14 protein-coding genes are annotated in these 13,415 nt (G+C 69.1%); 6 read left to right on the top strand and 8 right to left on the bottom strand.

The window, feature by feature from the left end; translation table 11 throughout:
* Positions 1-4 precede the first annotated feature (4 nt).
* From ACGFJ7_RS17465 to ACGFJ7_RS17450, 4 genes are all read right to left on the bottom strand, one after another.
* The gene (locus tag ACGFJ7_RS17465) at positions 5-640 is read right to left on the bottom strand and encodes a response regulator transcription factor (protein WP_360240626.1); all 636 of its coding nucleotides are present in this window, start codon (positions 638-640) and stop codon (positions 5-7) included.
* Complete coding sequence (locus ACGFJ7_RS17460) at positions 631-1,656, bottom strand: histidine kinase (protein ID WP_360240623.1); 1,026 nt, start codon at positions 1,654-1,656, stop codon at positions 631-633. Before ACGFJ7_RS17460 ends, ACGFJ7_RS17465 begins: the two co-directional genes overlap by 10 nt.
* 289 nt (positions 1,657-1,945) lie before the next feature.
* Positions 1,946-2,545: a DedA family protein gene (locus ACGFJ7_RS17455; RefSeq protein WP_360240620.1), complete on the bottom strand. Its 600-nt coding sequence runs from the start codon at positions 2,543-2,545 to the stop codon at positions 1,946-1,948.
* A 54-nt stretch (positions 2,546-2,599) separates the two neighbouring features.
* Positions 2,600-3,421 (bottom strand): amidohydrolase, encoded by an 822-nt coding sequence (locus ACGFJ7_RS17450; RefSeq protein WP_392642697.1) that lies wholly within the window; start codon positions 3,419-3,421, stop codon positions 2,600-2,602.
* Here ACGFJ7_RS17450 and ACGFJ7_RS17445 point away from each other — a divergent pair, their 5' ends adjacent.
* The gene (locus ACGFJ7_RS17445) at positions 3,422-3,775 is read left to right on the top strand and encodes a hypothetical protein (RefSeq protein WP_392642696.1); all 354 of its coding nucleotides are present in this window, start codon (positions 3,422-3,424) and stop codon (positions 3,773-3,775) included.
* A 104-nt stretch (positions 3,776-3,879) separates the two neighbouring features.
* Here the strand turns inward: ACGFJ7_RS17445 and kynU are convergent, their stop codons facing one another.
* Genes kynU through ACGFJ7_RS17425 form a run of 4 tightly spaced genes read right to left on the bottom strand, consistent with a single transcriptional unit; the run spans position 3,880 to position 6,761 of the window.
* Complete coding sequence (gene kynU / locus ACGFJ7_RS17440) at positions 3,880-5,076, bottom strand: kynureninase (protein ID WP_392642695.1); 1,197 nt, start codon at positions 5,074-5,076, stop codon at positions 3,880-3,882.
* Positions 5,073-5,927 carry a tryptophan 2,3-dioxygenase family protein gene (locus tag ACGFJ7_RS17435; protein WP_360240611.1) on the bottom strand — a complete coding sequence of 285 codons (855 nt, stop codon included), beginning with the start codon at positions 5,925-5,927 and terminating at the stop codon, positions 5,073-5,075. Before ACGFJ7_RS17435 ends, kynU begins: the two co-directional genes overlap by 4 nt.
* Positions 5,928-5,949: 22 nt before the next feature.
* The gene (locus tag ACGFJ7_RS17430; RefSeq protein ID WP_360240608.1) at positions 5,950-6,360 is read right to left on the bottom strand and encodes a YchJ family metal-binding protein; all 411 of its coding nucleotides are present in this window, start codon (positions 6,358-6,360) and stop codon (positions 5,950-5,952) included.
* A gap of 8 nt (positions 6,361-6,368) precedes the next feature.
* The gene (locus ACGFJ7_RS17425) at positions 6,369-6,761 is read right to left on the bottom strand and encodes a methyl-accepting chemotaxis protein (RefSeq protein ID WP_360240605.1); all 393 of its coding nucleotides are present in this window, start codon (positions 6,759-6,761) and stop codon (positions 6,369-6,371) included.
* A 461-nt stretch (positions 6,762-7,222) separates the two neighbouring features.
* Between ACGFJ7_RS17425 and ACGFJ7_RS17420 the strand changes: the two genes are divergently transcribed.
* From ACGFJ7_RS17420 to ACGFJ7_RS17400, 5 genes are all read left to right on the top strand, one after another.
* Complete coding sequence (locus tag ACGFJ7_RS17420) at positions 7,223-8,221, top strand: LacI family DNA-binding transcriptional regulator (RefSeq protein WP_360240602.1); 999 nt, start codon at positions 7,223-7,225, stop codon at positions 8,219-8,221.
* Between the two features lie 230 nt (positions 8,222-8,451).
* Positions 8,452-9,837 carry a sugar ABC transporter substrate-binding protein gene (locus tag ACGFJ7_RS17415; protein WP_360240599.1) on the top strand — a complete coding sequence of 462 codons (1,386 nt, stop codon included), beginning with the start codon at positions 8,452-8,454 and terminating at the stop codon, positions 9,835-9,837.
* A gap of 53 nt (positions 9,838-9,890) precedes the next feature.
* Positions 9,891-10,829 carry a sugar ABC transporter permease gene (locus ACGFJ7_RS17410; protein ID WP_360240596.1) on the top strand — a complete coding sequence of 313 codons (939 nt, stop codon included), beginning with the start codon at positions 9,891-9,893 and terminating at the stop codon, positions 10,827-10,829.
* A gap of 2 nt (positions 10,830-10,831) precedes the next feature.
* Positions 10,832-11,704, top strand: coding sequence for a carbohydrate ABC transporter permease (locus ACGFJ7_RS17405; protein ID WP_360240593.1), 873 nt, complete (start codon positions 10,832-10,834; stop codon positions 11,702-11,704).
* Between the two features lie 67 nt (positions 11,705-11,771).
* Positions 11,772-13,355, top strand: a complete 1,584-nt coding sequence (locus ACGFJ7_RS17400; RefSeq protein WP_360240590.1) for an alpha-amylase family glycosyl hydrolase — start codon at positions 11,772-11,774, stop codon at positions 13,353-13,355.
* Positions 13,356-13,415 lie beyond the last annotated feature (60 nt).

Raw genomic sequence — 13,415 nt, 5'->3', positions numbered from 1 at the left:
CAGCCTACGAGTCCAGGTAGTGCAGGATGGCCAGGACCCGGCGGTTGTAGTCGGAGGCGGCGGCCAGGTCGAGCTTGTCGAAGATGGCGTTCACGTGTTTCTCGACGGCGCTCAGCGACACGAACAGGCGCTCGGCCACCGCCACGTTCGTGTAGCCGGAGGCCATCAGGCGCAGCACGTCGTTCTCGCGCGGGGTGAGGCGGGTCAAACCCGAAGTGCCGGACATCAATTGCCGTACGACCTCGGGGTCGAGCGCCGTCGACCCGGCCGCGACCCGGTCGAGGGCGTCCAGGAAATCCTCGACCTGGGCCACCCGGTCCTTCAGCACATATCCGACACCGTCGGAACGGTCGGCCAGCAACTGGGAGGCGTAGCGCTTCTCGACGTACTGCGAAAGTACTAGTACACCGGTCGACGGCCATCGCCGCCGGATCTCCAGGGCGGCCCGCAGCCCGTCGTCGGTGCTGGTCGGCGGCATACGGACGTCGGTCACGACGACGTCCGGTCGATTTTCGGCCACGGAGTCGATCAGCGCCGGGGCGTCGGCGACGGCGGCCACGACGTCGTGGCCCTCGTCGGCCAGGAGGCGGACCAGCCCTTCGCGGAGCAGCGTGGAGTCCTCGGCGAGCACTATCCGCACGGCAACGAGACCCGGATCGTGGTGCCGCCGCCGGCCGGGCTGTCCAGCTCGAAACGCCCGTCCAGGGCGGCCACCCGGTCGGCCAGGCCGTGCAGCCCCGGCCCGTCGAGGGTGGCGCCGCCGGCGCCGTCGTCGCTGATCACCATCTCCACTCCCGGGGTCAGCCGCACGGTGATCACCGTAGCGCCGGCGTGCTTGGCGGTGTTGGTGATGGCCTCGCAGGCGACGAAGTAGAGGACGGTCTCGATCGGTCGCGGGGGGCGTTCCACCAGTTCGTACGTCACTCGGACGGGCACCGGGGAGCGCTGGGCCACCATGGTCAGCACGTCGTCGAGCGTGCCATGGTCCAAAGCGGACGGATAGACTCGCCACGCCACTTCGCGCAGCTCGTCGATGGCCCGCTGGGCGTCCTCGTGGGCTTGCGCGAGCAGTTCGCCGGCCCGGTCCGGCGAGCGTCGGGCCCGCCCCAGAAGCATGCCCAGCGCGACCAGCCGCTGCTGCAGTCCGTCGTGCAGGTCCCGCTCGATCCGCCGCCGCTCGGCGTCGACCGCGGCGATCACACCGGCCCGGCTGACTGTCAGTTCGGTGATGCGCCGCTCCAACTCGGAACGCGTCCCCGAGGCGAGCAGCGCCCGCAGCAGCCGCCGGTCCAGCGCGAGCGTGCTGGCCATCGCCTGAAGATCGAGCAGCAGCAGCGCCGAGCCGAACAGCACCTGCTCCAGCAACCCCGCGACCGACATCGCCCCGGTGGCCACCGACCGCACCACGATGCCGGCCAGCACCACGCCGACCAGCAGCATCCCGACGGTCAGCAGACCGAGAAACGCCGGCAGCAGCCGCGCCGCCAGATACCGGAAGGCCCGCCGCTCATCGAAGCGCACCGGCTCGACCCCGAGCCGGCGACGTTCAAATTCGGCAAGCCTTCGCGCGTACGGATACAGGCCCGGCCGGAACGCCGAAATCACCGCCACCACGAGAAACAGCGCCTCGACGACACCACTCACCGTCCCGGCCACGAGAGCCCCGATCAGCCGTCCCAGAGCCCGCCGCCTGAGATCCCACCGCCCCAGTTCCGGCCACTCCGCATCTGGTCGCGCTGGTTCCGGTCGCGCTGGTTCCGGCCGCCCCGGTTCCGGCCGGCCCAGATCTGGTCGCGCCAGTTCCAGCCGCGCCGGTTCCGGTTGCGGTGGTTGCGGTTGCGCTGGTTCCGGCTGCCCCGGTGCCGAGGCTGGGCTTGACGCTGGCTGTCCGCCGTTCCGGCCGTGCGGGTGCCGCGGCCGGTTCGGTGGTCGTTCGGCGGTCACCTCAGCCATTCTGCCCGCGCAACAATCGACTGCCGACGAAATAAGCGATCAGCAGGGCGCAGGCGGCGATCACCACGTTCTGCAGTACGCCCACATAGGACTCGACGGCCGTCCAGTTGGCGCCGAGCGCGTAGCCGGCCAGCACGAAGGTCGCGTTCCAGATGAGGCTGCCGAGGGTGGTGCACAGCAGGAACGTGGTGAGCCGCATCCGTTCGACGCCGGCCGGTACCGAGATCAGGCTGCGGAAGATCGGGATCATGCGGCCGAAGAAGACGGCCTTGGTGCCGTGGCGGGCGAACCAGGCCTCCGTACGGTCGAGGTCGCTGACCTTGACCAGCGGCAGCCGGGCGGCGATCGCCCGCACCCGGTCGCGGCCGAGGGCGGCGCCTATGTAGTAGAGCGCGACCGCGCCCACCACCGAGCCGAGCGTGGTCCAGGCGATCGCGGCGATCAGGTTCATCCGGCCCTGGCCGGCCGTGAAACCGGCCAGCGGCAGGATCACCTCGCTCGGGATCGGCGGGAACAGGTTCTCCAGGGCTACGGCCAGGCCCGCGCCGGGGCCGCCGAAACGTTCCACCAGGTCGGTGACGAAGGAAGTCATGTGATCGACAGTAGAAATCGGGCGATCACCGGACCATGAGGACGGCCGCCGGGCTTACCTGGGGAAAACCGCAGGGTGTACGGACTCGTCGAGCACCCGCGCGGTGGCCAGCGAGTCGGCGAACCGGGCCGGGTCGAGGTCGAGACCACCGGGAATCCACGACAGGCCGTCGCCGGTCATCGCCTGCAGGATCTCGTTCGGGGTCAGGCCGGCCGACTGCAGCAGGCGTACCTCCCGGGGGTTGACGGCGGGTGGGAGAGGGCCGTTGCCGAGGTCGGTGCCGTAGCGGACCTGACCGCCGTACGACCGGAAAAGCCGCAAGTTGGCGACGGCCGTGACCGACTCGGGGGTCGGCTCGCCCCAGCCGTGGATGTCGAGGGTGCTGATCCACGTCATGCGGGCGGCGCAGTCGCGGGCGAGGCCGGGGTCGAGGGGCTCGGTCCAGGGGGTGTGCGCGAGGTAGGCGGCGCCCGATTCGAGGGCGAGGCGGACAGTGCCGGGACCTTCGGCGTGGACGACCACCGGGAGCCCCTGCCCGGCGACCGCGGCCATGATCGCGGGGGAGAGCAGCGGGCCGCCGGCGTTGGCGGTGACCTTGATGAGGGTGGCGCCGTGAGCTTTCGCTTCGGCCACCGCCTCGACGGCGTCGGCGGGGGAGCGGAGCTCCCGCCAACTGCCGGCGGGGGCCCAGGCGCGGTCGCTCGGGTAGCCGCCGGGTGCCGTCAGGAAGGGGCCGGCATATCGGATGTACGGCATTTTGCGCCGCTGGTGGTCCTTGGCGAGCGCGGCCACTGTGGAGGGCTCACCGCCGAGGTCCCACACACCGGAGATGCCGCCGGCCCGCACGGTCGCGAGGTCGACCAGCGCGGAGTGCACGTGCGCGTCGACGAGGCCCGGCAACAGCGTCCCGGGCAGGCGCGTCGCCTCACCGGAAAAATCCGTCGCGAGGGAGAAATCGTAAATGTCCGGATGGGTGACGGCGGCGGAATGGGGCTGGAGGGCGGCGTCGTCGGGCTGGACGGCGGCGTCGTGTTGGTGGGAGGTGGCGGCGTTGGATTGGTGGAGGGCGGCGGTGCCGGGCTGTGGGAGTGCAGCGGCGTGGGTTTGGTGGAGGGCGGCGGTGCCGGGCTGAGGGAGGGGTGCGGTGTTGGGCTGGTGGAGGGCGGCGGTGCCGGGCTGAGGGAGGGGCGCGGTGTTGGGCTGGTCGAGGGCGGCGGTGCCGGGGTGTGAGAGGGGGGCGGTGTGGGGATGGTGAAGGGCAGTGGTGGGGTGGAGGGCGGCACCTGTGTGGAGGCGGCCCGCCCACCAGATTGAGTCGGCGGTCAGGGGGAGGGTCACAGCAGGTCGCGCAAGGTGGACAAGCCGTGGTGGACCTCGGCGAAGCTGGTGCTCAAGGGGGCCGGGCCGATGCGCAGGCCGTCGGGGCGGCGGTAGTCGGGGATCACGCCGGCCGACCAGAGGGGCTCCAGGAGCTGTTCGAAACCGGGGCGCTTCAGCGTGATGTGGCCGCCTCGGCGGGCCGGGGTGCGGGGGCTGACCACCTCGACGCCGCGGGGCACCAGCCACTCGTCGGCCAGGTCCAGCACGTACGAGGTCAGGCGCAGGGACTTTTCCCGTACGGCCTCGATCGTCGCCTCCTGCAGGACGTCCAGGTTGGCGTGCAGCGGGACCATGGCCAGGATCGGCGGGGTGCCGCTGAGCAGCGCCCGTGAACCCTTCGCCGGCTCGTAGCCGGGGCCCATCTCGAACGACGCCCGGTGGCCCATCCAGCCCTGGATCGGCTGGCGCAGCTCCTCCTGGAGGCCGCCGCGCAGGTAGGCGAACGCCGGCGCTCCGGGGCCGCCGTTGAGGTACTTGTAGGTGCAGCCGACGGCCAGGTCGACGCCCCACGCGTCCAGCTCGATCGGTACCGAGCCGGCCGAATGGCACAGGTCCCACATGGTCAGGGCGCCGGCCTCGTGGGCGATCCGGTTGATCTCGGCGACGTCGGCCAGCCAGCCCGAGCGGTACGCGACGTGGCTGAACAGGACCAGGGCCGTGCGCTCGTCGACGACCTCGGCCACCTGGGCCGGCTCGACACCGGAGACGGGATCGGTGGAGATCCACACCAGTTCGAGGCCGCGTTCGGCGGCGATGCCCTCCAGCACGTACCGGTCGGTGGGGAAGTTGTCGGTGTCCAGGACCACGCGGCGGCGGCCGGGGCGGGCGTCCACGGCGGCCCGGGCCAGCTTGTAGATCAGCACGGTGGTGGAGTCGGCCACCACCACCTGGCCGGGGGCCGCGCCCAGGGCGATCTTGCCGAGCCGGTCGCCCAGCGTGATCGGCCACTCCAGCCAGCCGTCGGTCCAGCCCTGGATCAAACGATTCGCCCATTGCGTACGGATGAACTCGTCCATCAGGTCGGCGGTGGCCTTCAGCGGACGGCCGAGCGAGTTGCCGTCCAGATAGGAGGCGACGCCGTCGGCCGTCAGGAAGCGGTCGCGGAAGGGCGCCAGCGGGTCGGCCGCGTCCAGGGCGTGCGGGTCGGTCAACTCGTGGCTCCGATCTCAGTGCGTACGGCGTACAGCTCGGGAAAGAACGTCAGGTCAAGCGCCTTGCGCAGGAAATCGACGCCGCTGGACCCGCCCGTGCCCCGTTTGAAGCCGATCGTGCGCTCCACGGTCTTGAGGTGCCGGAAGCGCCAGAGCTGGAAGTTCTCCTCCAGGTCGACCAGTTCCTCGCAGGCCTCGTACGCCTCCCAGAACCGCTCCGGGTCGCTGTAGATCCGCACGAAGACCGGCACCAGGTCCTCGTCGAAGTGGTGCGGCTCGGCGACGTCGCGGTGCAGCTGCTCGGCCGGGATGTCGTGGCCGTGCCGGCTCAGGTAGCGCAGGAACTCGTCGTACACACTCGGGGTTTCGAGGGCCTCGACGAGCAGCTCGCGGGCCGCCTGATCGTCGTCGAAGAGCGACAGCATGCGGCGGTCCTTGTTGCCGAGCATGAACTCGACCGCCCGGTACTGGTACGACTGGAAGCCCGACGAGGTACCGAGGAAGCTGCGGAACTCCGAGTACTCGCTCGGGGTGAGCGTGGCCAGCACCGACCACTGCTCGGTGAGGGTGCGCTGGATGTGTTTGACCCGGGCCAGGCCCTTCAGCGCCGGGCGCAGGTCGTCCTTGGCCAGGTACCGCTGGACGGCGCGCAGCTCGTGCAGCACCAGCTTGAGCCAGAGCTCCGAGGTCTGGTGCTGCAGGATGAACAGCAGCTCGTCGTGGTGCTCGGGGACGCTGACCGGGTGCTGGGCGCCGAGGATCTCGTCCAGGTGCAGATAGCGGCCGTACGAAAGGTTGACCTTGAAGTCACGGACGATGCCGTCCTCCATCGGTCGCTGGTCAGGTGCCATCCCTGAAGGGAATCACACGACCTCAGACATTGGCGAGTGACCCGTTGGTAAGGATCGGACCCCAGTAGACCCACTGACCGTCGTGGCGCACGAAGCGGCTGCGCTCGACCATGTCGCCCGGCTTGCCGCGATCGGTGTAGTGGGCCCGGAACTCGACGACGCCCTCGGTGTCGAACATGCCGCCGCGCTCGGTCTCGAGGATCTCCAGGCCGGTCCAGCGCAGGTGCCGGTCGGGTTCGATGCTCGCCGGGCGGGTCTTCGGATGCCAGGACCGCAGGACGTACGCGTCGTCGTCGCGCGCGAAGGCGGAGAACCGTGACCGCATCAGCGCCTCGGCCGTGGCCGGCTTCCCGCCCCGGTGGATCGGCTCGCAGCATTCCGCGTACGGCAGGCCGCGCCCGCACGGGCACGCGGTGGTCGTCTTCTTCGCCATGGCTCCATTTAACCGCTGATCATTCTTTGACAACGTTCCAGCTCGGCGATCGTCTTGCCGACCGCCTCGACGGCGCTGGCGGTGCCGGTGCGGATGCCGTCGACCTCGGAGTCGATGCGCTGGGTGGCGGTGGCGGTCTGGGCGGCCAGCTTCTGCACCTCACCGGCGACCACGGCGAAGCCCTTACCGGCCTCGCCGGCTCGGGCGGCCTCGATGGTGGCGTTGAGGGCGAGCAGGTTGGTCTGCTTGGCGATCACGGCGATGAGCTGCACGACCTGCTCGATCTCGGCGCTGCCGGCGGCCAGCCGTTCGATCACCGAGGCGGCGGCTCGCGCAGCACGCGCCGCCGCCTCCGTGGCGCTCGCCAGTTCCTCGGCGAGCCGCTGATCCGCATCGGTCATCGCGCCTCCCCTTGCGGCTTTCACGGTCCCACCGGCGGCGCCCTCTCGCAGCCGATTCCCCGCGATTGAGGAACTTTCCGCGCGGTTGTCGCCCCGACCCGCCACCGAGTCGTCCGTCAGCGGCCCCACATCGCCCCGCGTGCGCCTCATCGTGGCTCGGCGGCGATACGGCGCGGGCGGTAAGGGCATGAAAGGGGCGGCGTCACGGCTCGCGACGGAGCGGCCGAGCCCAGAGCCGGCGCGCCTCGAGCGACGCGCCTGGTGCAATCTTGGCGCAAGAGATGACTGGCGAATCGTCGCGCAGAGCGATCACTTAACCGCTTCATGGCGGGAGCGATGGATACGCGGCGCAACAATGGCGAAACATGATCGACGCATGGGATGACAGCATCTGAAAGAGTTCCGAAAGATCTGCAAGCAGCCGTTCGAAAATTGCAGCTTCCTGCCGTAGGCTGTCGGGCGTGACCAAACGTCTGGCCGAAGTGGCCAAGAAGGCGGGCGTCAGTGAGGCGACCGTCAGCCGGGTGCTCAACGGGCGCAGTGGCGTCTCCGAGGCCACGCGCGCGTCGGTGCTGACCGCTCTCGATGTCCTCGGGTATGAGCGGCCCACCAAGCTGCGCGGGGAGCGCGGGCGGCTCGTGGGGCTGGTGCTGCCCGAGTTGCAGAACCCGATCTTTCCGGCGCTGGCCGAGGTGGTGACCGCCTCGCTCGCGCAGCGCGGGTTCACGCCGGCTCTCTGTGCGCGGACCATCGGCGGTGTGCCGGAGCGCGACTACATCGAGATGCTTCTCGACCACCAGGTCTCCGGTGTCGTGTTCGCCGGCGGCTCCTACGCGCTGGCCGAGGCCGAGCACGGGCACTACAAGGCGCTCACCGACCGGCGGATGCCCGTGGTCATGGTCAATGCCGGCGTCAACGACCTGGGGTTTCCGCACATCTCCACCGATGACGCGGTGGCGGTCGAGCAGGCGTACGGACATCTCAAGTCTCTCGGGCACGAGCGGGTGGGCATGGTGATGGGGCCGGAGGACCACATGCCCTCACGCCGCAAGCTGGGGGCGCTGGTGAAGATCGCCGGGCCGGAGGGTGACGACTGGTTCGTCGAGCGGACCAACTTCTCGATGGAGAGCGCCCGCCTGGCCGCGGCCAAGCTGATCGAGCGTGGCGTGACCGGCATGATCTGCGCGAGCGACGTGCTCGCGCTCGGTTCGATCCGGGCCGCCCGCCGGCTCGGGCTCGACGTGCCGGCCGACGTGTCGGTGGTCGGCTTCGACGACTCGGCGCTGATGACCTGCACCGATCCGCCGCTCACGACGGTGCGGCAGCCGATCGAGATGATGGGGCAGGCCGCCGTCGACCTGCTGGTCAATCAGATCGAGGGCAGCGGCGTCGAGCCGGACGAGCTGCTGTTCGAGCCGGAGCTGGTGGTCCGGGGATCGACGGCGCCGGCGAAGCGGTAGCAAGCGGACGGAACAAAAAGGGCGAGCCCGTGAGGGCTCGCCCTTTTTGTATGCCCGGAAGTGTCTGGGCTCACAATCTCGACATCTGCCGGTATTGCAGTCGTGTTTTTTCAGCGAACGATCGAAACCTTGCCGAAACAGGTCGGTCTCGTTACAGTGACTCCACTCACTTCCAGCACACGCAACTTATCGATAGCCACGGATACACCCGTTCCTGAAGGGATGGACAGATGTCCACACCGCAGTACCGGAAGGTCGCGGCCCTGGCGCTCGCGACCGGCCTGGGGCTCAGCAGCCTGGTGGGCTGCTCCACGAAGAGCGACGACGACTCCGGGACCGACGCCGCCGGCAAGACCACGATCACCGTCGACTGCCAGCCCGTCGGCGCGCAGAAGGAGCTGCTGGCCAACTGGAACGCGGATGTCGCGGCGTTCGAGAAGGACAACCCCGACATCACCATCAAGAGCGTCAGCGTCGGCGAGCAGTGCAACAACCCGCCGGACTTCACCGCCCGCCTGGCCGGCGGCACGATGACCGACGTCTTCTACGGCTACATGACCGACCTGTCGCAGGTGCTGGACTCCGGTCAGGCCATGGAGATCACCTCGCTGGCGAACAAGGACACCATCCCCACCTGGGACAGCGTCGACCCCGCGCTCAAGGAGGTCTTCACCGACGGCGGCAAGCTGTACGCCGTACCGGTCAAGAACTACTCGATGGGCCTGGTCTACAACAAGGCGCTGTTCAAGAAGGCGGGTCTCGACCCGGCGGCTCCGCCCAAGACGTGGGCCGAGGTCCGTACGGCGGCCAAGAAGATCTCCGCCCTCGGCGGCGGCATCGCCGGCTTCTCCGAGTACAGCGCCGGCAACACCGGCGGCTGGCACTTCACCGCCGAGATCTACTCGCAGGGCGGCCAGGTTCTCAGCGAGGACGGCAAGAAGGCCGACTTCAACAACGCCCAGGGCAAGCAGGTCCTGCAGAACCTCAAGGACATGCGGTACGGCGACAACAGCATGGGCAGCCGCCAGCTGCTGCAGTGGGGCGACCTGCTGACCAACGCCGGCGCCGGCAAGGTCGGCATGTTCATCGGCGCGCCCGACGCCACCCAGGCCATCGTCAGCCAGTTCCAGGGCAAGTACGAGGACTGGGCGATGGGCCCGATGCCCGGCCAGGACGGCCCGGCCAAGGCGACCCTCGGCGGTGGCGAGGGCTACTTCTTCAAGAAGGGCCTCACCGACGACCAGGTCAAGGCCGGTCTGAAGTGGCTCGCGTACCAGAAGCTCACCCCGGGCAAGGGCCAGTTCGACTACGCGCGGGCCAAGCCGCAGAACTACCCGGTCGGCCTGCCCCAGCCGCTGCTGTTCACCAACGGCAGCGACGCCCAGAAGCAGGAGCTCGACCTGCGCAAGGCCAACGCGAACCTCGACACGGCCAACTTCGCGCCGTTCGAGCAGAACCCGGTTCCGATCAAGGGTGAGCCGCGCAACGCGCAGGCCATCTACGCGGTGCTCGACTCGGCGATGTCGGGTGTGCTGACCAACCCGAACGCCAACATCGACGAGCTGCTCAAGACGGCCGAGACCAAGGTCAACCAGCTCCAGGCCGCCGGTAGCTGATTCACCCGGGCGCGGGGGTCGAGAGGCCCCCGCGCCGGTACAAAGGAGTCCCCTTGACGATCGTTGCGCCGCAGATCACGAAGCAGCCCGCCGCGCCCGCGCCCATCCAGAGGACCAAACGAGGCCGCAAACTCCGAGACAACCTCACCGGCCACGCCTTCCTGATCGGGGCGGTCGTCTGCTTCGCCCTCTTCATGTGGTTCCCGATGATCCGCGGCGTCGTGATGAGCTTCCAGCGCACCCGCCGCGGCGAGACGACCTGGGTCGGCTGGGACAACTACACCCGGATCATCGCCGACCCCAGCTTCTGGATCGCCTGGAAGAACACCTTCGTCTTCACCCTGCTGGCGCTGGTCCTGGGCTATCTGCTGCCGTTCTTCGTGGCGATCCTGCTCAACGAGTTCCGGCACTTCAAGGGATACCTGCGGGTCCTGGTCTACCTGCCGGTGATGCTGCCGCCGGCCTCCGCGCTCTTCCTGTTCAAGTACTACGCGTACGACCCGAGCGAAGCCGGCCTGTTCAACGCGATCCTCAAGTTCCTCCACCTGCCCACGTCCGAGTGGATGCAGTCGCCCGGCATGACCATCCCGGCCATGGTCATCGCCTCGACCTGGATGAACATGGGCGGCGCGGTGCTGATCTATCTCGCCTCCCTGCAGAACATTCCGGGCGAGTTGTACGAGGCCGCGGAGCTGGACGGGGCGGGCATCGCGCGCCGCATCTGGAACGTGACGATCCCGCAGACCCGGCTCATCCTGGCCCTGCTGGCGATGCTGCAGATCGTCGCCACCATGCAGCTGTTCATCGAGCCGCTGATCCTGGCCAACGGCGCCGGCACGCAGGACTCGGCGACCTCGGTGGCCTACCTGATCTACCAGCACGGCTTCTTCCAGAACGATCTCAACGGCGCCGCGGCGCTCGGCGTGATCATGCTGCTGGTGCTGGGCGCCTTCAGCGCGGTCTACGTGCGACTGACCACGAAACAGGACTGACGATGACCCGTACCCTCATCTCGCAGGCGCAGCTCCGGCGCGGTCGCGGCCGGTTGATCTACTGGGCGGTCCTGGCCGTCGTGGTCCTCGGGTTCACCCTGGTCTTCCTCGGGCCGCTGTACTGGATGGTCACCGGCGCCTTCAAGTCCGGTCAGGAGATCGCGCAGACGCCGCCGACGTTGTGGCCGCGCGATCCCGAGGTGCGGAACTACGCCGACGCCTGGAACAACCTCGAGCTGGCCAAGCTCATGTTCAACACCTTCTACTACGCGGCCGGGGCGGTCTTCTTCCAGCTCGTGTTCGACACCGCCGCCGCGTACGCCCTGTCGAAGCTGCGTCCCGCGTTCGGCAACGTCATCCTGGCCGCGATGCTGGCCACGCTGATGATCCCGGCCATGGTCCTGATCGTCCCGCAGTACGTGACGGCGATCGACCTGCCGATCATCCACGTCAACCTGCTCGACTCGCCGTGGGCGATCTGGTTGCCGCTGGTCGCCAACGCGTTCAACATCTTCCTGCTCAAGCGGTTCTTCGACTCGATCCCCGAGGACCTGATCGCCGCCGCCCAGGTCGACGGCGCGTCGCCGCTGCGCACCCTGTGGTCGATCATCCTGCCGATGTCGCGGCCCATCCTGGGCGTGGTGTCGATCTTCGCGGTGACCGCGGTCTGGAAGGACTTCCTCTGGCCCAAGCTGGTCATGCCGTCACCGGAGACGCGCACGCTCAGCGTCGGCATCTACGCCTTCGCCGGCGGCACCCCGCAGAACGTGGTGATCGCCGCCTCGGTCATCGCCGCGATCCCGACCGTGATCATCTTCCTGATCTTCCAGCGCAACATCATGTCCGGTTTGACCACCGGTAGCCTCAAGGGCTGAAAATCCACGTAAAACGGGCGGTTTGGAAAAAACCGTCAGCCTCAGCGTGCACAGAAAGCGGGCAAAAGTGTCTCACCAAGATTCCCAGTGGTGGCGCGACGCGGTGATCTATCAGGTCTATCCGCGCAGCTACGCCGACGCGGACGGCGACGGTGTGGGCGACATCGCCGGCATCCGCGCCCACCTGGGACACCTGGCCGACCTGGGCGTCGACGCGATCTGGATGAGCCCCTGGTACCCGTCGCCGATGGCCGACGCCGGCTACGACGTGGCCGACTTCCGCGACATCGACCCCGCCTTCGGCACGCTGGCCGAGGCCGAAGCGCTCGTCGAGGAGGCGCACGCGGCCGGCATCCGGATGATCGTCGACATCGTGCCGAACCACGTCTCGAGCGAACACCCCTGGTTCAAGGCGGCGCTGGCCTCGCCCGGCGCCCCGGAGCGCGACTACTTCTGGTTCCGTCCGGGGCGGGGGCCGAACGGCGATCAGATGCCCACCGACTGGGTCGGCGAGTTCGGCGGCACGACCTGGACCCGCGTCCCCGACGGCCAGTGGTACCTGCACCTGTTCGCCCCGCAGCAGGTCGACCTCAACTGGGACCACCCGGACGTGCGGGCCGAGTTCGAGAGCATTCTGCGGTTCTGGTTCGACCGTGGCGTCGACGGCATCCGCATCGATTCCGCGGCCCTTCTTCTCAAGGACAAGAGCCTTCCCGAGGTACGCGACGGCGAGCCCCACCCGTTCCACGACCTCGACGGCGTGCACGACGTCTACCGGTCCTGGCGCCGCGTCGCCGACGAGTACGGCGGCGACCGCGCCCTGATCGGCGAGGTGTGGATGCCGGAGGTCGAGCGGTTCGCCAACTACCTGCGCCCCGACGAGCTGCACGCCGCGTTCAACTTCGACTTTCTCGGCTGCGCCTGGGATCCGGCCCTCATGCGCGAGTGCGTCGACCGCACCCTGCACGCCCACGAGGCGATCGGCGCCCCCGCCACCTGGGTGCTGTCCAATCACGACGTCACCCGGCACGTGACCCGGTACGGACGCCAGGACACCACCTTCAGCTTCGACAACAACCTCGACGGCACCCCGGTCGACCTCGAGCTGGGCACCCGCCGGGCCCGGGCGGCCGCCCTGCTGTCCCTTTCGCTGCCCGGCGCCACCTACATCTACCAGGGCGAGGAGCTCGGCCTCTGGGAGAACGAGAACATCCCGCCCGAGCAGTTCCAGGACCCGATGTGGGGCCGGCGCGGACACAGCCGTGACGGCTGCCGGGTCCCGCTGCCCTGGTCGGGCGACACCGAGCCGTTCGGTTTCACCACCGGCACCCCGTGGCTTCCCCAGCCCGCCGAGTGGAAGGACCGGACCGTCCAGGCGCAGACCGGCGACCCGAGCTCGATGCTGGAGCTCTACCGGTCGGCGATCGCCCGGCGCCGCACCGAGACCGGCCTGCACCAGCCGGCCATGACCTGGCTCGAGGCGGGCGACGACGTGCTCGCCTACACCCGCGGCGACAGGTTCGCCTGCGTCGTCAACATGTCCGGCGCCCCGATCGCCCTGCCGGACCACGAGACCCTTCTGCTCGCCAGTGGCCCTCTCGACGGTGACCGCCTCCCCCCGGATACCGCCGTCTGGCTGCGCCTGCGCTAATCCCCGGCGGTCGGCCGCCGGGGGGATCCACCCCCCTCGGCGGCCACCGGCGAGCAGAAG

The organism is Actinoplanes sp. NPDC048988 (assembly GCF_043197815.1).
Lineage (GTDB): Bacteria > Actinomycetota > Actinomycetes > Mycobacteriales > Micromonosporaceae > Actinoplanes.
The sequence above is the reverse complement of the archived record's forward strand: the minus strand, read 5'-3'. Positions and strand labels throughout refer to the sequence as shown.

Bases quoted from the DNA above. Each gene is read 5' to 3' on its own strand.
- ACGFJ7_RS17430 (WP_360240608.1), bottom strand. From the start codon at position 6,360: ATGGCGAAGAAGACGACCACCGCGTGCCCGTGCGGGCGCGGCCTGCCG.
- ACGFJ7_RS17425 (WP_360240605.1), bottom strand. From the start codon at position 6,761: ATGACCGATGCGGATCAGCGGCTCGCCGAGGAACTGGCGAGCGCCACG.
- ACGFJ7_RS17405 (WP_360240593.1), top strand. From the start codon at position 10,832: ATGACCCGTACCCTCATCTCGCAGGCGCAGCTCCGGCGCGGTCGCGGC.
- ACGFJ7_RS17455 (WP_360240620.1), bottom strand. From the start codon at position 2,545: ATGACTTCCTTCGTCACCGACCTGGTGGAACGTTTCGGCGGCCCCGGC.
- ACGFJ7_RS17415 (WP_360240599.1), top strand. From the start codon at position 8,452: ATGTCCACACCGCAGTACCGGAAGGTCGCGGCCCTGGCGCTCGCGACC.
- ACGFJ7_RS17435 (WP_360240611.1), bottom strand. From the start codon at position 5,927: ATGGCACCTGACCAGCGACCGATGGAGGACGGCATCGTCCGTGACTTC.